14 protein-coding genes are annotated in these 23,565 nt (G+C 43.1%); all 14 read left to right on the top strand.

The annotated features are described in order from the left end of the window. Positions 1-2 precede the first annotated feature (2 nt). The 14 genes from prc (at position 3) to L3V43_RS05930 (ending at position 23,565) form a co-directional block, all read left to right on the top strand. Positions 3-2,039: a carboxy terminal-processing peptidase gene (gene prc, locus L3V43_RS05990; protein WP_102056710.1), complete on the top strand. Its 2,037-nt coding sequence runs from the start codon at positions 3-5 to the stop codon at positions 2,037-2,039. Between the two features lie 225 nt (positions 2,040-2,264). Next, a complete protein-coding gene (gene nhaC, locus L3V43_RS05985; protein ID WP_010371552.1) occupies positions 2,265-3,746 on the top strand; it encodes a Na+/H+ antiporter NhaC in 1,482 nt (493 codons plus the stop codon). Between the two features lie 135 nt (positions 3,747-3,881). Then, positions 3,882-6,467 carry an aminopeptidase N gene (pepN, locus tag L3V43_RS05980; RefSeq protein WP_235367490.1) on the top strand — a complete coding sequence of 862 codons (2,586 nt, stop codon included), beginning with the start codon at positions 3,882-3,884 and terminating at the stop codon, positions 6,465-6,467. Beyond that, a complete protein-coding gene (locus tag L3V43_RS05975; RefSeq protein WP_010604628.1) occupies positions 6,468-6,689 on the top strand; it encodes a DUF2835 domain-containing protein in 222 nt (73 codons plus the stop codon). It begins immediately after the preceding gene. Positions 6,690-6,938: 249 nt separating this feature from the next. Continuing rightward, complete coding sequence (locus L3V43_RS05970; RefSeq protein ID WP_010604629.1) at positions 6,939-9,038, top strand: DUF1302 domain-containing protein; 2,100 nt, start codon at positions 6,939-6,941, stop codon at positions 9,036-9,038. A gap of 11 nt (positions 9,039-9,049) precedes the next feature. After that, positions 9,050-10,417, top strand: coding sequence for a DUF1329 domain-containing protein (locus L3V43_RS05965; RefSeq protein WP_017218691.1), 1,368 nt, complete (start codon positions 9,050-9,052; stop codon positions 10,415-10,417). A gap of 78 nt (positions 10,418-10,495) precedes the next feature. Next, positions 10,496-11,497 carry a YCF48-related protein gene (locus tag L3V43_RS05960; RefSeq protein ID WP_237116203.1) on the top strand — a complete coding sequence of 334 codons (1,002 nt, stop codon included), beginning with the start codon at positions 10,496-10,498 and terminating at the stop codon, positions 11,495-11,497. Beyond that, a complete protein-coding gene (locus L3V43_RS05955; protein ID WP_237116152.1) occupies positions 11,497-13,818 on the top strand; it encodes an MMPL family transporter in 2,322 nt (773 codons plus the stop codon). Before L3V43_RS05960 ends, L3V43_RS05955 begins: the two co-directional genes overlap by 1 nt. Before the next feature lie 211 nt (positions 13,819-14,029). After that, positions 14,030-18,868 (top strand): NAD-glutamate dehydrogenase, encoded by a 4,839-nt coding sequence (locus L3V43_RS05950; protein ID WP_235367488.1) that lies wholly within the window; start codon positions 14,030-14,032, stop codon positions 18,866-18,868. 137 nt (positions 18,869-19,005) lie between these two features. Then, positions 19,006-20,016, top strand: coding sequence for a quinone-dependent dihydroorotate dehydrogenase (gene pyrD / locus L3V43_RS05945; protein ID WP_235367487.1), 1,011 nt, complete (start codon positions 19,006-19,008; stop codon positions 20,014-20,016). A 121-nt stretch (positions 20,017-20,137) separates the two neighbouring features. Then, the gene (locus L3V43_RS05940) at positions 20,138-20,665 is read left to right on the top strand and encodes a cell division protein ZapC domain-containing protein (RefSeq protein WP_081489945.1); all 528 of its coding nucleotides are present in this window, start codon (positions 20,138-20,140) and stop codon (positions 20,663-20,665) included. A gap of 89 nt (positions 20,666-20,754) precedes the next feature. Next, a complete protein-coding gene (locus L3V43_RS23680) occupies positions 20,755-21,138 on the top strand; it encodes a zf-TFIIB domain-containing protein (RefSeq protein WP_266068315.1) in 384 nt (127 codons plus the stop codon). A gap of 92 nt (positions 21,139-21,230) precedes the next feature. Then, positions 21,231-23,342 (top strand): bifunctional 23S rRNA (guanine(2069)-N(7))-methyltransferase RlmK/23S rRNA (guanine(2445)-N(2))-methyltransferase RlmL, encoded by a 2,112-nt coding sequence (gene rlmKL / locus L3V43_RS05935; RefSeq protein WP_010604638.1) that lies wholly within the window; start codon positions 21,231-21,233, stop codon positions 23,340-23,342. After that, on the top strand, positions 23,335-23,565 hold the full coding sequence (locus tag L3V43_RS05930; RefSeq protein WP_010371514.1) for a glutaredoxin family protein: 231 nt from the start codon (positions 23,335-23,337) through the stop codon (positions 23,563-23,565). Before rlmKL ends, L3V43_RS05930 begins: the two co-directional genes overlap by 8 nt.

Raw genomic sequence — 23,565 nt, 5'->3', positions numbered from 1 at the left:
ATATGAGTAAAAAGTTACCACTCATTTCCCTAGTCGCCGCGTTCGTATCGAGTGTTACTTTAGCCTCAACAAGCACAGTCACTATTAAGGACTTGCCAGTTCTTAAACCCGAAGCGCAACACACCACGGCTAGTAAACGAGTGACTAACCTATTTACTCGGCAACACTACAAACGCTTCAGCTTTGATGACAGCTTATCGGATAAAATTTTCGATCGTTACGTAGAAGCCATCGACTTTAACAAGTCTTTGCTTTTGCAGTCGGATATCGATAGTTTTCAACAGTATCGTAAGCAATTTGATGATGCATTGATCTCAGGAAAACTGGGTTTTGCTTATGATATGTTTAACCTAAGCATGAAGCGTCGCTTTGAGCGCTATGATTTTGCCATTGGCTTACTCGACAAAGAAATGAACTTTGACAAAAAAGATGAGTTCATTTTTGATAGAGAAGAGCAAAATTACGCAACCGCGACAAGCGAGCTTGACGAATATTGGCGCCAGCGCGTTAAATCTGATGCGCTGCGCTTAAAATTGACTGGGAAAAATTGGGAAGAGATCAAAGAAGTCCTTACCAAGCGCTACAAGAATGCGCAAAAACGTCTAGTCCAAACGAATAGTGAAGATGCATTCCAAGTAATCATGAATGCGTTTGCACGCAGCATTGAAGCGCACACATCTTATCTTTCGCCACGCCGTGCCGAACAGTTCAAAATGGATATGGACTTAGAGCTGGAAGGTATTGGTGCGGTATTAAGTTACGATGAAGATTATACTGTGATCCGTAGTTTAGTCCCCGGAGGCCCTGCGGACAAAACCGAAAAGCTTAAGCCGGACGACAAAATCATCGGTGTAGCACAAGATAATAAAGAATTTGTAGATGTTATCGGCTGGCGTTTAGATGATGTGGTCGATCTCATCAAAGGCCCTAAGGGGACCAAGGTTAGACTTCAATACCTTAAAGGTACTGATAGTCACGGTACGCCAAAAGTCGTTGAAATTGTTCGTGACAAAGTAAAATTAGAAGACCGCGCAGTTAAGTCTTCAGTCTTTGAAGCCAAGTATTCTGAGCTACAAAGCAAAATAGGCGTGATAGAAATCCCAAGTTTCTACAATAATCTTTCTCAAGATGTAAAAACTGAAATCGCTAAACTTAAAGAAGCCAAAGTAGATGGGGTTATCATTGACCTTCGTCAAAATGGTGGTGGGTCGCTTTACGAAGCGACCCAGCTATCCGGTTTATTCTTTGACCAAGGTCCAGTTGTTCAGATCCATACCGCTTACAATCGTGTCGAAAGTCAACAAGATAGGGATGGCATTACCTTCTACGATGGGCCTTTGACTGTTTTAGTTGATCGCTACAGTGCATCGGCATCCGAGATTTTTGCTGCTGCGATGCAAGACTATGGCCGAGCAGTAGTGATTGGTGAGCAAACCTTTGGTAAAGGCACCGTGCAACAACATCGTGGCCTCGGTAAAAATTACGATTTATTCGAAAATCCTTTGGGAAGTGTAACCTACACGATTGCGAAGTTTTATCGTATCGACGGTGGCAGTACACAGCATAAAGGCGTGATCCCTGATATCTTGCTACCATCGGCAATCAATCCTGAAGAGTGGGGAGAGAGCCAAGAGGATAATGCGTTGCCTTGGGATAGTATCGTTCGTGCAAAATATGCGAGCCTCGATAATTTGTCGCCAACTATCCAATACTTGAGTAAGCGCCATGATGAGCGAGTAAAAGCAGAGCCAGAATTCGAATATATTTATAAAGATATTGAAGAATACAAAGCGCGCAAGGACGATAAGGCGATTTCATTAGTTGAAGCTGAGCGTATCAAAGAGCGTGAAGACCGCGATGATCTGGTATTAAAACGCACGAATGAAAGGCTGAAACGTCTCGGTTTAGAGCCAGTTAAAGATTTGGACGATGCACCAGAGGTTATTTCAGAATTAGACCCTTACCTTGAAGAGGCTGCGCTTATCACGCAGGACCTAATTTCATACGGGCGGGTAGCCAAAAACGAAGTTAAAAAATAAATAAAAGGCGCTTCAAGCGCCTTTTATTATGCCTTTTACACTTACTTTTACTTAACTAATTTTGTTATCATCTGCCAGATTTTCTAAGCTGATACTCTTTTGAGGCTTTTTGAGAATGGTGCGTGGCTCGACCACTGGCAACCTAGCTACTCAAAACGGCTCAAAACGGTATACTGCAAATAAAATAATTATAAGCATGGGTCGTCGTGCGTAGGAGTATTCCTTTTGAAACAACAAAAACAGCCGTCATTTATTGACGCCCTTATTCCGATCACATTGTTGGTCGCTTTGCTCGGTGCTGCGGTGTACCTCTATGGTGACAGCTCATCATCAGGTCCAAATCAAATAGCCCTACTTTTTGCAACATTCACTGCGGCGCTTGTCGGTCTAAAAAACGGTTTTACGTGGAAGACGCTTGAAGAAGCGATGATAAAAGGGATAACTATCTCTCTTGGTGCTATTATCATTTTATTGATGGTAGGTGCCTTAATCGGTACTTGGTTGCTGTCTGGAACAGTCCCAACACTGATATATTACGGACTACAAATTATCAATCCAAGTTGGTTTTATGCCGCGAGTTGTTTGATTTGTGGAATTGTGGCGATGAGTATAGGCAGCTCATGGACGACGGCCGCAACCATAGGTGTAGCGCTACTAGGTGTCGCGACGGGGCTTGGCTTAGATCAGGTCGTAACCGCGGGTGCAGTCATTTCAGGTGCTTATTTTGGCGATAAGTTAAGCCCATTATCTGAAACCACAAACTTAGCGCCTGCAGTTGCCGGTAGTGATTTATTTGATCATATTCAGCATATGCTTTGGACCACAGTACCTAGCTTTGTAATCGCACTTATTATATTTATTGTCATGGGCTTTAATGCTGAAGCGTCAAGTGAAGCGGGACGAATAGATGAAATTGTGTCGATACTACAAACTAACTTCAACATTAACCTGCTAATGCTAGTTCCTTTGCTGGTGCTGCTTGGGCTTGCTATCAAGAAGATGCCAGCTTTTCCGGCGATTTCAATCGGCGCGGTGATGGGGGCGATATGGGCAGTGCTATTCCAAGGAGACCTTATTGCAAGTCAAATTGATGCTAGCCAAGGTGAGTTAGTGGGCTATGTGAAATTGGTGTGGGCAACTTTCTTTGACGGTTTTGCGTTGCAAACAGGCGATGCAAAAATGGACGATTTGCTAAGTGGCGGTGGCATGTCATCAATGCTAACGACAACTTGGCTGGTGATGACGGCATTGATGTTTGGTGCCATTATGGAAAAAACTGGCTTACTTGATGTCTTCGTACGCAGCATTCTTAAAATTGCAAAAAGCACAGGCTCACTAATTGCCTCGACTATTGCAACTTGTATTGGTACAAATCTAGTTGCCGCGGATCAGTACATCGCGATTGTTGTTCCTGGTCGTATGTTCAAAGAAGAATACAAAAAGCGCGGTTTGAAGAGTGTAAACCTCTCACGTACGCTGGAAGATGGTGGCACAATCACCAGTCCACTGATCCCTTGGAACACCTGCGGCGCATATATGCAGAGTGTACTACTGATCAATCCGTTTGATTATGCCATGTACGCATTTTTTAACTTGATCAATCCTGTGCTGGCGGTCATCTACGCGTATCTTGGTATCAAGATCCTTAAGATTACGCCACCAACAGTAAACGCGGAAGAACCAAATGAGAAAGCAGGGCAAGCGTAAAATAGCGCATTTGCAATCTTGATCAGGCCTTTTCCAACAGGTCAAGTAGAAATTAAACGCCTATCCTTAGAATTGGCGATATCAAATTTGTTTTATCACTCGCCCCTTTTTGGGGCGTTTTTGTAAGGACTATATATGACTCAAAAACCACAAGCCAAATTTCTTAAAGATTACCTTGCACCAAGCCATACCGTTGATACGCTTTGCTTGACCTTTGAGTTAAGCCCAAGAAATACCTTAGTGACTGCTGTAAGTCAGTTTGTCGCTGTGAGCGATGCGACACAATTAATTTTGGATGGTGTCGACTTAGAGTTAGTATCTTGTCAGGTAAATGGTGAAGAGTGGCAAAGCCTTGAAAAATCTGACTCAGAATTGATTCTTTCTAACTTGCCAAAGGCCTTTGAGCTTAAAATTGTCACTAAAATTTCGCCGCAAACAAACACCTCACTTGAAGGCTTATACCTCTCTGATGGCGCTTATTGTACGCAATGTGAAGCGGAAGGTTTTAGAAAAATCACCTACTTTATGGATAGACCTGATGTACTGACGACATATACGGTGACGATCATCGGTGAGTCAAAGTATCGTTACTTATTATCAAATGGCAATAAAGTTGAAGAAGGAAGCTTAAGTGACGGCAGACATTTTGCAAAATGGCACGATCCGCACAAAAAGCCAAGCTACTTGTTTGCCTTGGTTGCTGGCGATTTTGATGTATTAGAAGACAACTACAGCACTAAGTCGGGTAGAGAGGTGAAGTTGGCGTTATTTGTCGATAAAGGCAATTTACATAAAGCTCCCCATGCTATGACGTCACTAAAAAAGGCCATGGAGTGGGATGAGTCAAGGTTTGATTTGGAATACGATCTCGATATATACATGATTGTCGCGGTTGATTTTTTCAATATGGGGGCAATGGAAAATAAAGGTCTGAATGTTTTTAACAGTGCCTGTGTGTTGGCAAGCCAAGAGACTGCGACAGACCGAGACTTTCACACCATTGAATCGATAGTTGGACATGAATACTTCCATAACTGGACTGGGAATCGGGTTACTTGCCGTGATTGGTTTCAGCTTAGTTTAAAAGAAGGCTTAACCGTATTTAGAGATCAGGAGTTTAGCAGCGATCTAGGTTCTCGAGGCCTAAACCGTATTGACGCGGTAATGGCGATGCGTACGCATCAGTTTGCAGAAGACGCGGGGCCAATGGCACATCCGATAAGGCCACAGCAAGTTATTGAAATGAATAACTTCTATACCGTAACTGTTTATAACAAAGGTGCTGAAGTGATCCGTATGATGCACACCTTATTGGGGGAAGCAAACTTCCAAAAAGGGATGAAGCTCTACTTTGAGCGTCATGACGGACAAGCTGTGACGTGCGATGATTTCGTTAATGCAATGATGGATGCTTCTGGTGTTGATTTAACGCAATTTAAACTATGGTACGAGCAATTCGGCACGCCAAGAGTAAAAGTGGCTACCGAGTATGACAAACAGGCACAAACATATGCAATTACGGTGAGCCAAAGCCATGCTGATTGCGACCCCGTAAAAGCGCCACTGCATATTCCTTTTAAGCTAGAGCTTTTGGATGAGCAAGGTGAAAGCATTCCGTTGCTAACAAAGCACGGAGAAATACAACGAGCGTTAGATATTACTGAATTTGAACAGCGGTTTGAGTTTGAGCAAGTTGTAAGTAAACCAGTTCCTGTATTACTAGAAGATTTCTCAGCACCTGTGCTTATGGAGTACAGCTATACTATTGATGAGTTACTACACATATTGCGTTTTGCACGTAGTGATTACGCTCGTTGGGAAGCAGTGCAGCAAATCTTTATGATTGAAGTTAAACGAGCGGTTACGTCAGACGACTTCGCACTGGATTCAAAAGTCCTCGGTGCATTGTCCTCATTGGTGGAAGCGTTAGATGGAGACCTTGCGCTACTGGCTGAGTTATTGACTTTACCAACGTTTGATACGTTAGCCAGTCAATTTGAAATTATCCCAGTAGACAAACTCGTTTCAATTTCTGATGCATTTGAAATGCAAATTGCGCAATCACTGCAATCGGTGTTTGAACACGCTTATTTATCTTTGCAAGACTCAGGCTCATTAGAAGCAAAGGATGTCGCGATCAGAGCCTTTAAAAATAAAGCGCTTTATTACTTAGCGAAAACAGATTCCGATAGTGTTGACAGCGCGCTAGATAATCAATTTTCTTCAAGCAATATGACCACTAAGTTGGCATCATTAAAAGCAGCCGTCGCCGCGCAGCACACAAAGATGGAAAGCTTGTTCAGTCAATTTGATAGTCAATGGCGTCACGATAGTCTAGTCATGGACAAATGGTTTGCATTAAGTGCAAGCTTATCCAACGACGAGGTGATATCGAATATAAATACGCTTTATGCGCATCCTTGTTTTGACAAAGGCAATCCTAACCGTGTTCGCGCATTGATAGGAAGCTTCGCAAGAACTAACCCTGCGCAATTCCATCGTACAGATGGTAAGGGCTATGCGTTATTGGGAGACCTATTAGTGGAGCTAAACAGTATCAATCCACAAAATGCGTCTCGTATGATCACGCCGTTCATGTCATGGAAGCGTTATGATGAAACGCGGCAACAGCTGATGCGGGCACAGTTGAGTCGTTTGGCTAACTTAGAAGGCTTAAGCGACGACTTATATGAGAAGGTAGAGAAGGCGCTAGCGCAGTAGATGAAAGAGTACTTCTTTTACATGGATTTGAGTTATGACAAGTGCCTCGGTTACTACTACGGGCACTATACTTCAGTGCAAGTGATTGAAGATGGGGGCAAGAGTATTCGCTTCCCCGCAGAGCGTATTCGCCCCTTTATTTCATCAATTGGGATCAGGGGGAGATTCCGTCTCATCTTGGATGATAGCAATAAGTTTCTATCGTTAGAAAAAGTCACTTAATCGAAGTAGAACTGCAAAACATATTTTATTTTTGTTAAATGAGTTTGTTATAAGCTTGAAATACGTGTTATAAATTATCTGGTAGGACGTCTTACCAAGAGTAAAATACGCCCCTAGAGGCGAAAAAGCGTTGATTTAGTGGAGCAGTATTTGTATTTTCGCGGTTTCGCTTCTATCGTTTAGACAACAAAAAACAATAACTCTAAGAGCTTAAGCTCTAGACATGACCCGCCAAAAGGGGGAGAAATAATGATAAAAAGATCGCTCTTTGTGAAAAACAAAATCATGCTCGGTCTTAGTGCGGCAGTAATGGGAGCTGCCGCCACGTCAGTACACGCGGCCAGTTTTGAGGTTGGTGATTTCGAAATTACCTTCGACTCGACTTTTTCTTATGGTCAAAGCATTCGCGTTGAAGATCGTAACTTTGATTTCATCGGTAAAAGTAATCATCCACAGTTTAACTGGGATGGTTATAAAGCAACCACTGGCAATACCATCTATTCTTCGTCACAGATCTGGTCACAACAGGGTGCCTATTCAAATAATGGTGATGCTGGTAACCTAAATTTTGACTCTGGAGATACTTTCTCTCAGTTGTTAAAAGGTACCCATGATTTAGCAATTACCAAAGATAACTATGGTTTGTTCACTCGTTTCATGTATTTCTACGACTTTGCGATGGAAGATGGGGATTTTGCGTATAGCAACCCTGTTTCAGGCAAAAAAGTTGACCCGTGTGAAGACGACGATACCAGAAAACAAGTCTGTTCGGATTTACGCTTGCTAGATGCATTTGTTTGGGCGGATTTTGACCTCAATGATGGCAAAAACCCGCTCTCCGTGCGTTTAGGTCAGCAAGTCGTTAACTGGGGTGAAAGTACGCTTATTTCCCACGGCATTAACGTCAACCCAGTGGATATTGACCGTTTGAAAGCGCCTGGCTCGGAAGTAAAAGAAGCCTTTATCCCTGTCGGTATGCTTTGGGCGTCGATTGGTTTGTCTGAAAACGTTAACCTCGAAGGCTTTTATCAGTATCAATGGCATGAAACCAGATTGCCAGCAACAGGTAGTTACTTCTCAACCAATGATTTTGCATCTGAAAACGGTTATATGCAAAACGTTCAGCTTGGTTTTACCTCAAACCCTGATATTGATCTGTATCACCTAACGGATGCATTAAACAGCTTATATGCTGATGCAACGGCCGCATTGGTTGCTCAAGGTGTAGTACCAACAGCACAAGCAGTTGGCAGCGCTGCAGCGTCCATGTATATGGCTTATCCGACTAAAGTGGCGCTTAAAGGAAAAGGGAATAACGGTAAGAGCGAACCTGATGATGGTGGTCAGTACGGTTTACGCTTAGGTATTTTCTCTCCAGAGCTAAACGACACTGAATTTGGTTTGTATTACATTAATTACCACAGCCGTAGACCTCTGATTTCTGGTAAAGCTTCTAACTTTACAGAGCAAGCGATCATGGCTGATTTAGCTTACATCGCACAAAATCAAATTACCGCAGACAATGTCACTAACTTAAATGCCTTTACTCAAGCGCAAATTACCTACCCAGAAGACATCAAACTGTATGGTTTAAGTTTTAATACCGCGATCGGTGAAACCGCATTTGCTGGTGAAGTGGCATATAGACAAGATGAGCCACTACAGATAGATGACGTTGAACTACTTTACGCAGGTATGGTTGAGCAGTTAGCCGCTGCGGGTCTGCGTGATGATTTGGCTGGTTTATCTCAGCTTAGTCAAGGGGACGATATCGCTTTTGTGGGTCCTGGTGAAGTGGCGCAAGGTTATATCTTGCGAGACACTATTCAAGCACAGTTTACAGCAACACATTTGTTCGGCCCATCGCTCGGTGCAGATAGTTGGGCTGTGGTTGGTGAAGTAGGCGCAGTTACTATTAAAGACATGCCAGAGTACGATGAGCTTCGTTTGAATGTTTCTGGTACTGGCCGAAGTGGCACGATTGAGGGGCTTTCTGGCCGAGATTACAATCTTATCCACCAAGCGGTTTCAAATGGTCCAGAGACCAATCCATTCCCATCGGCTTCTGCATGGGGCTATCGCCTTATTGCAAAGGGTGAGTATAACAACCTATTCAGTGGTGTGAATTTTTCTCCACGCGTAGTGTTCTCACATGATGTTAACGGTATCACCCCTGATCCTATGTTCTTGTTCATTGAGGATCGTAAATCGCTGGGCATTAATCTTAACTTTAACTACCTAAATTCGTGGTCATTTGATTTTGGCTATAACACGTTTTGGGGTGGTGGTAAGACGAATACCTTTGCGGACCGTGATTTCATCTCATTCAACATTAAGTATTCAATTTAAGGGCTTTCGATATGTTTAGAAAACCTACATTTATCGCAGCAACAATAATTACAATGCTGTCTGCCAGCAGCGCTATGGCTAAGATGAGCGCTGACGAAGTTGCACGTTTAGGTAAAGACCTGACGCCTATCGGTGCAGAGAAAGCGGGTAATGCTGATGGCAGTATTCCTGCTTGGAATGGTGGGATCACCGCGCCTCCAGCTGGTTATGAAGTGGGCATGCACCATCCAGATCCGTTTGCTGATGACAAAGTATTGTTCACAATTGATAAATCGAATTTAGATAAATACAAGTCATTGTTAAGCCCTGGTCAAATTGCGCTATTTGAAACGTATCCAGAAACGTTCAAAATGAACATTTACCCAACTAGACGCAGCGCGTCTTATCCGCAGTTTGTATATGATGCAACAAAGAAATACGCATCTACAGCAGAGCTGATAGAAGGTGGTAACGGCATTAAAAATACCGCTATCGGTATTCCATTTCCGGTGCCAAAAGATGGCTTAGAAGCTATCTGGAACCACCTATTGCGTTTCCGTGGCTTGTCGATTGCACGTTTCGGCGGTCAAGCGATGCCAACGGAGTCAGGTGCTTACAACATTATCGGTTTCGATGAGCAACTATTGGTTAAGTACTCTGCAACAGACGCAACCCCTGAAGCGTTGCAAGAGTCAAATATCCTGTTTAAGTTTAAGCAGCAAGTGACAGAACCTGCACGTCTCGCTGGAACTGCATTGCTTGTACATGAAACCATGGACCAAATTTTGACACCTCGTCAGGCTTGGACCTATAACGCAGGCCAGCGTCGTGTAAGACGTGCGCCAAACGTTGCATATGATGCACCAGGAACTGCGTCAGATAGCTTACGTACAACAGATGACTTTGATATGTTTAACGGCTCTCCAAACCGTTATGATTGGAAACTTGTTGGCAAAAAAGAGATGTATATCCCTTACAACAGTTACAAACTACATAGCGACAAGTTGAAGTATGATGATATCTTGATGGCCGGTCATATCAACCCTGAGCATGTACGATATGAAAAGCACCGCGTATGGGTAGTCGAAGCTAACCTGAAAGAAGGTACTCGCCATATTTACAAAAAGCGTGTGTTCTATATTGATGAAGATAGCTGGCAAATCCACGTAACGGATATCTATGATAACCGTGATCAGATGTATCGCGTCGCGATGGCACATGGTCTTAATTACTACGAAGTGCCGACGCATTGGAGTACGTTGGATGTCTATCATGATCTAAACTCTCGTCGCTACCTTGCGATTGGGTTAGATAACGAAGAAGACATGTATGACTTCAGTCAGTCTTTCAACGATAACGAGTTTACTCAGGGTGCGCTGCGCCGTGAGGGTCGCCGTTAATCAAATATTATCAGGCTGAAGCAACCTCGCTTCAGCCTTCTTCCTCCTTTCCTCTCACAACTCGAGTGTTTTCTCATGATGAAGAAGTTAGTAGCAGCCTCGATTTTAACTATGGCGCATGTAGCAGTAGCCGAAAGTAGTGATCAGATTTTAGCAAAATCAGCCCTGATGGTCGCTCACCCAGAACAAACGCTTTTCACGGATATTACAGATAACGGTGATGCGTTAATTGCGGTAGGTAAACACGGCACAATAATTATTAAACAAGAAGGGCAAAACTGGACGCAGGCAGAGGTGCCAATTCAATCACTGTTGACCTCTGTGACATTCAAAGGCAAAGATATTGGTTGGGCTTGTGGCCACGACGCTAGCATAATCAAAACCACAGACGGTGGTAAAACATGGGCGCTAAAACAATATCTACCAACATTGGAAAAGCCTTGTCTTGATATTGAGTTTATTGACCAACAACACGGCTTTGCTGTGGGCGCTTATGGCATGTTTTTTGAAACCACTGATGGTGGTGAGTCTTGGACAAAACGTTTTATCAGTGAATTTGTTCACCCCGATGATGTCGACTACTTAGCCGATTTAAAAGAGCAAGACCCCGCGGCATACGAACAAGAAACGGCGTTTATTCTTCCCCATTTTAATCGCCTGTTGATCGCCGAAGGCATGATGTACCTTGTCGGTGAAATGGGACTTGTGGCACAAAGTGATGACTTAGGAAAAACATGGCAAAAATTTGAGCCTTTTTATCGCGGTTCATTTTTTGCTGTTGATCAAACCTCAGATAAGCAACTTATTGTTGCGGGCCTTAGGGGTAACGCATTTATTGGCAATGCACAGCAAGTAGTTCAACTTGATACTCAAAAAACGGCGACAATAAATAGTATTGCCCACAAAGATAATGTGACCTATATGTTTGCTAACAGCGGCGTAATATTCACGTTGAAAGCAGGTAAGCTAACCTCAAAACAACTAAAAACCGGCCACTCTATTTTAGCAGGTGTGGTTAAAAAGAATCAGCTAATTCTAGCTACGGAGCAGGGGATTGCTGAGGTAGAGGTGAACAACTAATGCAAGCGTTTTTAAATCAATTGGTATACGCCATCTTTAGGCATCGTATTACCGTCGTGTCTTTTTTCGTACTGACGACGATATTTTTGGGCTTCAAAGCCACGCAAATTCAGCTCGATGCTTCATTTAACAAAAATATTCCACTAAATCATGAATACATGAAAGTTTACTTGAAGCACGAAAAACAGTTTGGTGGTGCAAATAGTATTCTTATTTCTGTTTGTGATAAAGATGGTGACATCTTTAATGAGCCATTTTTCACTCAGCTAAAAGCGGTGCATGATCAGCTCTATTTTATCCCAGGTGTTAATCGTCCACTGGTGAATTCAATCTTTGCACCCAGTGCGAGATTCGTTGAGGTGGTAGAGGACGGCTTTGCCGGTGGACCTATTATTCCCGCTAATTTTCAACCTACTGAACAAGGCCTAGCGGTTGTAAAGCAGAACATTGAAAAAGCAAAAGTTGTGGGTCGTATGGTTGCGAGCGATTATTCGTGTGCCATGGTAACCGCTCAGCTAATGGAAACCGACCCGCAAACTCAAGAAAAGCTTGATACCTTAGCCTTTGCGCAAAAATTAGAGTCTGAGATCCGAGCGCCTCTTAGCACTGACAAAGTGAGCATACATATTATTGGCTTTGCGAAAATGGCCGGTGACATTGCTGATGGTGCGAAAGGTGTAGTGCTTTTCTTTGCGTTAGCAATTGCTTTTACTTTTATTATGGTCTGGATGTTCTGTAAGAGCTTTAAGCTTACGCTGCTTCCGATTGTTTGTTCATTTATTGCTGTGATTTGGCAGATGGGCTTACTCAGTACTTTGGGTTTTGGTGTTGACCCTATGTCTATTTTGGTGCCTTTCTTAGTCTTCGCTATTGGCGTGAGTCACGGTGTGCAAATGATCAACGCGATAGGTAAAAAAGTAGCGGAAGGGGTAAGCTGCAAAGTGGCTGCTGAAGCGAGCTTTAAAGCATTACTTATCCCTGGTGGCATTGCTCTACTTTCAGACACCGTTGGCTTCTTAACCTTACTGGCAATCGACATCGGCATTATTCGCGAACTTGCTATTACTGCCAGTTTAGGGGTTGCAGTTATTATCTTTACCAACTTGGTACTGCTTCCTGTAATGGCATCGTTCTTTGAGTCTGCAAATATTAAGCGACTTGGTGATGGTAAAAACGCCAGCCATGGTATGTTTGAGACAATGCGAGAGGCCTTGGTGAAAACCACAGACAAAAAAGTGGCCAGAGTGATTTTACTTATCAGTGCAGTACTATTCGCGTTTGGCTACTGGCAATCTGAAAAAATGCGTATTGGTGATTTACATGCTGGTGCACCGGCGCTACATGAAGATGCCAGATACAACCAAGACACTTTCCTTATCTCAGACCGTTATGCAATTTCTTCTGATATCTTAAAGGTCATTGTCGAAGCGACACCTGCGGCTTGTACCGAGCACGATACAATGGAGCGTATTAGTCGTTTCCAATGGCGAGTAGAAAACTTACCGAGTGTACAATCGGCTGTTTCTTTAAGCTCCGTTGCACAAGCGGTTAATGCTGGGTACAACGAAGGTAACTTAAAGTGGCAGACGTTACCAAGAAATACCGCTTCTCTAGTTCAAGCTACTTCTCGAGTGGAGACAAGCTCAGGGCTACTTAACGGTGATTGTTCGGTGATGCCTATTATCATCTTTATGGCAGATCATAAGGCTGAATCTATCGACCATGTGATTGCGAAGATAAAAGCGTTCTCAGAAGAAGAGGGAACTGATGACGTTGCCTTTAAATTAGCATCAGGTCCAATCGGCGTGATGGCGGCAACAAATGAATCCGTTTCCGAGGCGCAGGTCCCTATGATGATCTATGTGTACGGCGCGGTGATCCTGTTGTGCCTAGCGAGCTTTAGGAGCGTGCGAGCGACTATCGCAGTGGTACTACCTTTATATGTGGTATCAACGTTGGCTCAGGCGCTTATGGTGCAGCTTGAAATCGGGTTAACAGTATCGACGTTACCAGTAATTGCTTTGGGTGTGGGAATAGGTGTCGATTATGGCATTTATATTCTATCCTCTATGATGGGACAGCTTAAGCAAGGTATGCCGTTGTCGGTCGCCTATCGAAATGCACTTGCTGAACGAGGCAGTGCGGTACTGTTTACGGGTATCACATTGGCGATTGGCGTAAGCACATGGATTTTCTCTGCGCTTAAGTTCCAGGTTGATATGGGTATCCTTTTAACCTTCATGTTCTTGGTAAATATGCTGGGTGCTGTGCTGCTTTTACCGGCAATTGGAACGCTCATCTGGTCTGACCAGAAAAAATAATGTGAATAATTGTGCTCCTTTTTATTTGGTATTGGCGATTTATATCTATTTTTTGTGAATAGATGAGCAAACAGCTGAAAAGCTTGAAATGTTTTCGTCAAAAAGGCTGTTTATTAGCGTCAGAAAGGTTAGAATTTACCTGACTCCACGCTAATAAATGGCTGTACAAATAATCTACCGTTCAAAGGTGGTATAGATTAAGGAACACATAATGACACAAAATGAAGGCACAGCTTCTGTTATCCTAGATAACGTCTGCAAGCTTATCCATAAAAAAGTCCATGCTGACAAAGTGTCACTTGTCGAAACGTTTGCCAAAACCTTGTACAGCAACATGTCTAAAGAGGATTTGGCACATCGTAACGACAGTGACTTATACGGCGCAGCATTGAGCCTTTGGAATGCCCTTGATAAAAACAAGTCTGACGATGCCGTCATTCGCGTTTTTAATCCTGAGGTTGCAAAGGATGGATGGCAATCATCGCATACGATTGTCGAGATAATCGCTAAAGATATGCCGTTTTTGGTTGATTCAGTGCGCATGGCGATGAATCGCAAAAACATAGTCTCTCACCTATTACTTCATTCTCCACTTAAGTTACAAAGAAATGATGCAGGTGCAATCACCGCAGTTTCTAACTTAAAAGCAGAACAAGAATCTACGTCTACTAAGACCGTATTCTTTATCGAAATCGACAGGCAAACAGATGATTCGGTGATCGCTGATTTTACAGCTGAGCTTGAATCTGTCTTAAATGATGTTTCTGTTGCGGTTGCTGATTGGCTACCAATTCGCGATAAATTGGTGAGCGTAAGTAAAGAGCTGCCGACCCGTCATTATAGTTGTTCAAAAGAAGAAGTTGCTGAAGCCGTCGAGTTTTTAGACTGGCTGGTTAGCGACAACTTTACCTTTATGGGCTATCGCCAATATGATTTGACTCCAGTTCAAGGTGACTATGAGCTGAAGCCAGTTGAAGGCACAAGTCTCGGCCTGATGAAGAACTCTGGTGACGATCACAGCCGTTTATTGTCTGAACTGCCTGAAGTTGCGCGCAAAGAGGCACGCAGTAACAACTTGTTGATCTTAACCAAGACAAATTCACTTTCACGCGTTCATAGACCAGCGTATATCGACTATGTTGGGATCAAGCGTTTTGATGATGAAGGTAACGTGATTGGTGAAGACCGTTTCATTGGCTTGTTCTCTTCTAGCTTCTACAACAACAGTGCGGTAGATGTTCCGGTACTTAAGAGTAAAATTAACCGTATCATGGAGCAATGTGACTTTGCTAAAGGCACACATGCATACAAGGCGGTACTCAATATTCTTGAAACCTATCCTCGTGATGAGTTAGTACAGGCACGCGAAAGCGAGCTACTTGAAGTGGCAATGGGCGTTTTACAAACTCAAGAGCGTGACATGTGTCGCTTATTTGTGCGTAAGGATGTGTATGGTCGTTTCTTCTCTTGTATGGTTTATGTGCCAAGAGAGAGATACAACACAGCGTTACGCCGTGAAACTCAACAACTGCTAGGCCGTGCATTTAAGTCTAGCGACAAAGTAGAGTTCACCACCTTTTTCTCTGAATCAACACTAGCGCGTACGCATTACATCGTGCGTGTTGATGACAACAACATAGATTACAACGTGAAAGAAATCGAAAATAACTTGGTAGAAGCCGCTCGTACTTGGGAAGACAAGCTACAATCTGCACTTCTTGAAAGAACGGGTGAGTCTCGTGGTAACGAGTTAAACCGTAAATATACGAATGCCTTCCAGTCTGCTTATAAAGACCAAGTGTTGCCGAGTGCAGCAGTAGTAGACATCGAAAAGCTAGAGCAACTAAACGAAGATAACAAACTTGAGATGCTGTTCTACAGACCTCAAGAAGAAGCAACATCGCAGCTTGTTCGTTTGAGTCTGTTCCATAAAGCAGAGCCAATTCACCTATCAGACGTGATGCCAATGCTTGAGAACTTTGGCCTACGTGTTATTGGTGAAACACCATATGCTGTGAAGACGACTGATGGTCAAGTAAACTGGATCATGGATTTCTCTATGCTTATCGACAGCAAAGGGATCACAGATTTTGACAAAGTATCAGCACGTTTCCGTGCGGCATTGACCAATGTGTGGAATAACCGCCTAGAAAACGATGGTTTCAACCGTTTAGTGTTATTAGGTGGTCTAACTGGTCGTGAAGCATCTATCTTACGCGCATATGCAAAATACATGCGCCAAATTGGTGTGACGTTCTCGCAATCTTACATCGAAAATACATTTGACCGTTACCCGCACATTGCAGCGATGATCGTTGATCTATTCGTGAAGAAGTTCGCACCGAAGAAAGTTGCCACTGAAAAGGCGCTTCAGAAGGTTGTTGATGCAATCTACCTTGAGCTTGAAAACGTAGCGAATCTAGATGATGACCGTATCATTCGTTTGTACGTTGATATGATCAATGCAACGCTGCGTACTAACTTCTATCAAAAAGAAGCTGATGGCACGAATAAGTCGTATACGTCATTCAAGATCCAGCCAAGCGCAGTGCCAGATATGCCATTGCCATTACCAGCGTTTGAAATCTTCGTATACTCTCCACGCGTAGAAGGTGTTCACCTACGTGGCGGTAAAGTGGCTCGTGGTGGTCTACGTTGGTCAGACCGTCGTGAAGATTTCCGCACAGAAGTACTTGGCCTGGTTAAAGCACAGCAGGTTAAGAATACAGTTATCGTACCTGTGGGCTCTAAAGGCGGTTTTGTTTGTAAACAACTTCCAACTGAACGTGAAGCGTTTTTCAAAGAAGGCCAAGAGTGTTACAAGATCTTCATCCGTGGTCTATTAGACATCACAGATAACATCGTACATGGTGACATTGTGCCGCCAGTGGATGTTGTACGTCACGACGAAGACGACCCATACCTAGTTGTTGCAGCGGACAAAGGGACTGCGACTTTCTCTGATATCGCAAATGGTATCGCTGAATCATATAACTTCTGGCTTGGTGACGCTTTCGCGTCAGGTGGTTCAATTGGTTACGACCACAAGAAGATGGGTATTACTGCTAAGGGCGCTTGGGAATCGGTTAAGCGTCACTTCCGTGAAATGGACATTGACTGTCAGACAACTGATTTTACTGCAGTTGGTATTGGTGACATGGGTGGTGACGTATTTGGTAACGGGATGCTGCTATCTAAGCACATTCGCTTACAAGCGGCATTCAACCACATGCACATCTTTATCGATCCAAACCCAGATGCAGCAAGCTCGTATGTAGAGCGTGAGCGTCTATTTAATCTGCCACGCTCAAGCTGGGAAGATTATAATAAGGATCTGATCTCTGAGGGCGGTGGTATTTTCTCTCGTGCAGCGAAAGCAATTACGCTAAGCGCTGAAATGAAGAAAATGATAGGCACTAAGAAGTCGAGCATGACACCAAACGAGTTGATCAAAGCATTATTGAAGATGCCAGTTGATTTACTGTGGAATGGTGGTATTGGTACTTACATCAAGTCTAAATCTGAAACTGACGCTGAAGTAGGCGACCGTGCAAACGACGCGCTACGTATCAACGGTGGTGAGCTTGGTGCGAAGATATTTGGTGAAGGTGGTAACTTAGGTGCTACTCAGCTGGGTCGTATCGAATTTGCTTCAAACGGCGGTCGTATCAACACTGACTTTATCGACAACGTAGGTGGTGTTGCCTGTTCGGATAATGAAGTTAATATCAAGATCCTACTTAACGGCCTAGTTGCTGAAGGTGAATTGACGAATAAGCAGCGTAACGAATTACTGTATTCAATGACAGATGAAGTATCAGAATTGGTACTGAAAGATTGTTACCGTCAAACGCACACGCTTTCGGTTACTAAGTCTAAAGGTCCAGCGACGCTGAAAGAGAAAGTACGCTTTATCCATGCACTTGAAAAAGAAGGCAAGTTAAATCGTGCAATCGAATTCTTACCAACTGATGAAGAGCTAGCAGAGCGTGCGGCGGCAGGTAAAGACCTAACACGTCCTGAGCTATCTGTACTGGTTTCTTACTCTAAGATGGTATTAAAAGAGACATTAGTTGTTGATGAGATCTCAGAAAATCCATACTACCGTCAGTTGCTAGTGAACTCGTTCCCAGCACCGCTGCGCGAGCGCTTCAATGCTGCGATGGATAATCACCCGCTACGTAAAGAGATCATTGCAACGAAACTTGCAAACAATATCGTTAACGATATGGGTCTAAACTTCATGGTTCGTATGCACGAAGAGACAGGTGCAACGGATGCAGAAATTGCGGTTTGCTACTCAATTGCAAGTGCAATCTTTGAAATGAAGGAAACGTGGTCAGCGATTTCTGCGCTAGATAATAAGATCCCAGCGGCAGTTCAAACGGAAATGCTATATCAATTACGTCGTACAGTTCGCCGTGCAACGCGTTGGTTCTTGCGTCACCGTGACAAGTCTCAAACTATCGAGCAAACCATCGCGTTCTTTGCACCAACATTTAAAGATTTAAGTGCAAATCTACACAACTACATGGTTGCAAATGAAAGCGAGCAGATCGTTGATAAAGCACGTGACCTTGAATCTCAAGGTGTACCAGCTGAAATTGCACTGCGTATCGTATCGCTTTCAAGCTTGTTCTCGGTCATGGACTTAGCGGAAGTTGCACATAGCTCAGGTCGTAAGATCGGTGTTGTGTCTAATACCTACTTCACGCTCGGTGCAAACATGGGTCTACATTGGTTCCTTGACCAAATCACGGCTCAACCTGTTGCAAACCATTGGCAGGCGCTTGCTCGAGCTTCATATCGTGAAGAGCTTGATTGGCAACAGCGTTCATTGTCAGAGGTTGTGTTAAACAGCTTTGCTGGTGATGACAGTGATATCAATGAACAGATTGAACAGTGGATGGATAAGCAAGCTGGCTTACTACACCGTTGGCAGCAAATGCTAACTGAGTTTAAGACGTCGCAAAGCCATGACTTTGCTAAGTTCTCAGTTGCACTTCGTGAGCTAATGTTACTAAGCCACAACTGCGATACTTCCAAATAATCTAGAAATCGCTACAATACCCCAGCTTTGACTGGGGTATTTTTTTGTCTAATGCCATTGGCATAATCCATTTAGCTAAAGTTACGCTTGGGTAATTTTAGCTAAGTTGATTACGTTACCAATACTGAGGAGCTACCATGTTTTACGATCTTGCGCGTCGTTTTATGTTTAATAAAGATGCGGAGTGGGCACACGATTTTGCCCTAAGCAACCTGCGCCGCTTTGCGAATACGCCAATGAGCCTTGCATGGTCTCAATCAGTTCAAGACAAACCTGTTAATTTTCTTGGGTTAGAGTTTAAAAATCCAGTCGGGTTGGCCGCCGGTCTTGATAAAAATGCTGAGTGTATCGAAGCATTTGCGCAAATGGGTTTTGGTTTCATTGAAGTAGGGACTGTCACGCCGAGACCACAAGCGGGCAACGACAAGCCTCGGATCTTTCGTCTACCCGAAGCAAATGCGATTATTAACCGCATGGGATTCAATAACAAGGGCGTTGATTACCTAGTCAACAATGTAAAAGCAGCAAAATACGATGGGATCCTTGGGATCAACATTGGTAAAAATAAAGATACACCGAATGAGCAAGGTAAAGATGACTACATTCACTGTATGAGAAAAGTATTTGAGCAAGCCTCATATATCACTGTGAATATCTCTTCACCAAATACACCGGGTCTTAGAGATCTACAATATGGCGAGGCGCTGGACGATCTATTGCAAAGCCTGAAAAATGAACAGATGGATCTGATCGCCAAGCATAACAAGTCGGTGCCTATGTTGGTAAAGATCGCACCAGATGTTGATGGCGTTCAATTAACTCAGATAGCAGAATCATTAGTTAATAATCGTATCGATGGTGTTATTGCAACTAATACAACATTAGCCCGTGATGCGGTAGAAAACCTAGAGCACGGTAATGAAGCAGGCGGTTTGTCTGGTAGACCTGTTCGTGAAAAATCGACGCATGTTGTCAGCGAATTGAAGCGTATTACCGACGGTAAGCTACCAATCATCGGTGTAGGTGGTATTGACAGTGCGGAATCTGCAAAAGAGAAATTTTCAGCTGGTGCAGATTTAGTACAAGTCTACACAGGCTTTATATATGAAGGTCCAGCGCTTGTTAAAAAGATCGTTTCGTCCTTATAAGGATCGGTCATATAACTAAATGATCCAAAACAAAACGTTATTATAAAAAATTTCATCATTGCGTTTTTCGCGTTATACTCCCACTTACTAGTTGAGCTAATTGGTTGGTGGGAGAGAAGTTTTGCAAGCTTCAAAAGAGTGGCAATGGATCCGTTGCACAGAAAGGAACAGGTTGTTAATTGATTTGGGTGACGAGCTTCAGCTTTGCACGCCTTTTCGTTTGCGCCACCTTACTGAGGACTCAACCGCTAATCCCAATTTTAGTCTCAGCGAAGCTGAATTTTATCAGAGTGTATTTTCCTACCTTTGCGGGTTTGGTGTTTGGAATGAGCCCAGATGCTGCCAAATCGCTTTAAATGCAACTGCGGCAAAGTTTCATCTGCAACCGATGCAAGCAAAAAGCTGGTTTTTTAAGCCATATTTTGGTGGTGAACCTGTGAGTGAGGCGGTTGTGTGTTTAAATTCCAAGTTAAGCCGCGGCGAGTTTCTAATTATCGAGCATGATGGTCAGTCAAGTCTTTGTTTAAGCTTGAACGAGCAATTTATTCTTGATGAGGGAATAGAGCTTGAACAATTTCAAGCGATAAAAGTACTGAACGATCGGTTAGCGCCTCTTGTGTTAACACACCGAGTTCATCAAAGCGCATAGCCAATTTCATCTCATCGTTTATTGACCAGCAATTATTTCCTGTATTAATCTGTACCTAATTTGAGTTGTTTGTTGATCTAGGAAACAGAATGCGCTGCCTCTGCGATAAAACATTAAAACTAACTTATGCCGACGCTGAAGGACATTGCGGTTATCAATGTCAGTCATGCGGTGCCATTTGGTTGCCGCGCAAATTTATTGATTCCATTAAACATACTTATCACTTTAGTTATACCGATTTTATTGCAAAGCGGTCGTTGGTTGAGCGTGACGTTTTACAATTATGCCCTTATGATGGTCATACACTTAAAGACTATACGCTCTTTGAAGCTAGTTTTAGTGAGTGCGGGTGCTGTGGTGGCGTGTGGTTTGAAAAAGGGGAGCTCCATAACTTACTGCAAAATTACCAAAGCAGGAACTCGAACATAAGCGCGCTAGATAAGTTAAATTTTCTGAACTTGCTAAATTTTTAACGTAATTTATCCCCATACAACCAAGCTCAACTAATAACTAACGATAACTTGTGTGTTATACTGCGCCCAGTTGAAATTTAAGGGTATTCAAATTGCAATTTATCGCATTGACATCTATTGGTGTAGAGCAGTTACTGGTTGAAGAATTAACCGAGTTTGGTTTTGAAATAAATAAGCAAACCGTTGGTTCAGTTAAGTTCACAGGTGCTAATCTAGACGTACAAAAGTTCTGTATGATGACACGATTTGCAACGCGCGTGATGTTGCTTATTGATGACAAACCAGAAGTGAATGACAAAGATTCTCTCTACAAGTTTGTTCGTTTTCAGGCATGGCAAGATTGGTTTAGCCCAAAGCAGACCTTTGCAGTAGAGTTTAATGGTACGAATAATGCGCTTAAAAATACGCAATTCTCTGGCTTGGTGGTTAAGGATGGGATCGTTGACTACTTCAATGATCTGTTTGAGCAACGTCCAGATGTTGACAAACAGACACCGGATATTCGCATCATAGCGAAATTATCTAAGCAAGGCTGTGTGCTATATATCGATTTCTCGGGACCTCGCTTATCTGATAGAGGTTATCGTGACAAACAAGGTAAAGCGCCAATTCGTGAACATTTAGCGGCAGCGCTGGTTAAACGTAGCGGCTGGCTTGAAGATACTAATAAGCCGCTTTTTGACCCCTGCTGTGGTTCTGGCACGTTATTAATTGAAGCGGCATCTATGGCGCTTGGCTTACCTACTAACCTTAATAAAGATTTTGCCTTTAAACGCTTGCCGAGTTTTCGTGAAAGTAAGTTCACCGAGCTTAAAGCACAATTAAAGGTACAACCAGAGCACAAGAGCTTATGGCTGATCGGTAGTGATATCGATGAACGTGTGCTGTCAATTGCTGAGCGTAATGCCAAGCGCGCAGGCGTTGAGTCACATATTAAGTTTAAGTTTGAAGATGCCAATCACCTTAGCCTTGCTGCTAAACGTCCTGGCACTGTGCTGAGTAACTTGCCTTATGGCGAACGTCTAGGTGGTATGGCTGAAATTATTACGCTATATCGCAATATGGGTATCGCCTTTAAAAAGCACTATAAAGACTGGAATTTGGCGTTACTTGCGAGTGAAGAAAGCCTATTAAAAGTGCTAAAACTAGCGCGTAAAAAGTCTTATAAATTCAAAAATGGCCCGCTCGATGTGCTGCTTAACTTGTATGAAATGAATGAAATGCAGGTACAGCAAAATAAACAGAGCAGTGGGCTTAATTTTGAAGGCTCGACTGCGTTTGGCAACCGCTTGAAGAAAAATCTACAAGGCTTAAAATCTTGGCTGAAAAAAGAAGACGTTAATGCATATCGTGTTTATGACGCGGATATCCCTGAGTACAATGTTGCGGTTGATGTATATAACGACAACGCAGTCATCTTTGAATACAAAGCGCCAAAAGAAATTGACGATAGCGTTGCACAAAAACGTTTGCAAGACGTGATCACACTGACCGCCGAGCAGCTTAATATCGACCCGCTAAACATCGCGGTAAAAGTAAGAAAGCGCCAAAAAGGTCAAGAACAATACAAAGCCCTAGACAAGCAAAACCGTACTGAGGTAGTAGAAGAGTACGGTGCTAAGTTTAAGGTTAACCTATTTGATTATCTCGATACTGGTCTATTCCTTGACCACCGTTTAGCCCGCAAGTTTATTCAGCAACATTCGAAAGATAAACGCGTGTTGAATCTATTTGCATACACAGGTAGTGCTTCTGTGCACGCTGCAGTTGGCGGTGCTAAGTCTGTTACCACAGTAGATATGTCAAAGACCTATCTAAAATGGGCTGAGGAAAACTTTGAGCTAAATGGTTTGAAGAATCCACGTTTCAGATTTGAGCAAGCGGATTGCTTAAAATGGCTTGAAAGAGCAGTTGGTCAATATGATTTGATATTCTTAGACCCACCAACATTCTCTAACTCTAAACGTATGTCTGACGCATTTGATGTACAAAGAGATCATTTAAAACTATTTGGTTGGGTAAAGAAGATATTAGCACCGAACGGTGTACTACTGTTTTCTAACAACAAACGCGGATTTAAAATCGATGAAATGGGACTTGCGGCACTTGGCCTAACCGCTGAGGAATACTCATCGCAAACCTTGTCTTTGGATTTTAAGCGTAACAAACAAATTCACAACAGCTGGTTGATCCGTCATGATTAAATGTACTTTATTTCACACCGATGGTTGTCATCTTTGTGAAGAAGCATTGGCGATGTTAATTCAATTTTTGCCTGAAGCCGAAATTGAACTAGTCGATATCGTCGATAGTGAAGAGACGATGACGGAATATCAATATAGAATTCCAGTGATTAAAAAAGGCGAGACAGGTCAGGAACTTGGCTGGCCTTTTACTCAACAACAACTACAAGAATTTATAGAATAA

This window comes from Pseudoalteromonas sp. L23 (assembly GCF_021728455.1).
Taxonomy (GTDB): Bacteria; Pseudomonadota; Gammaproteobacteria; order Enterobacterales; family Alteromonadaceae; genus Pseudoalteromonas.
This window is presented reverse-complemented; position numbering and strand designations above follow the sequence as displayed.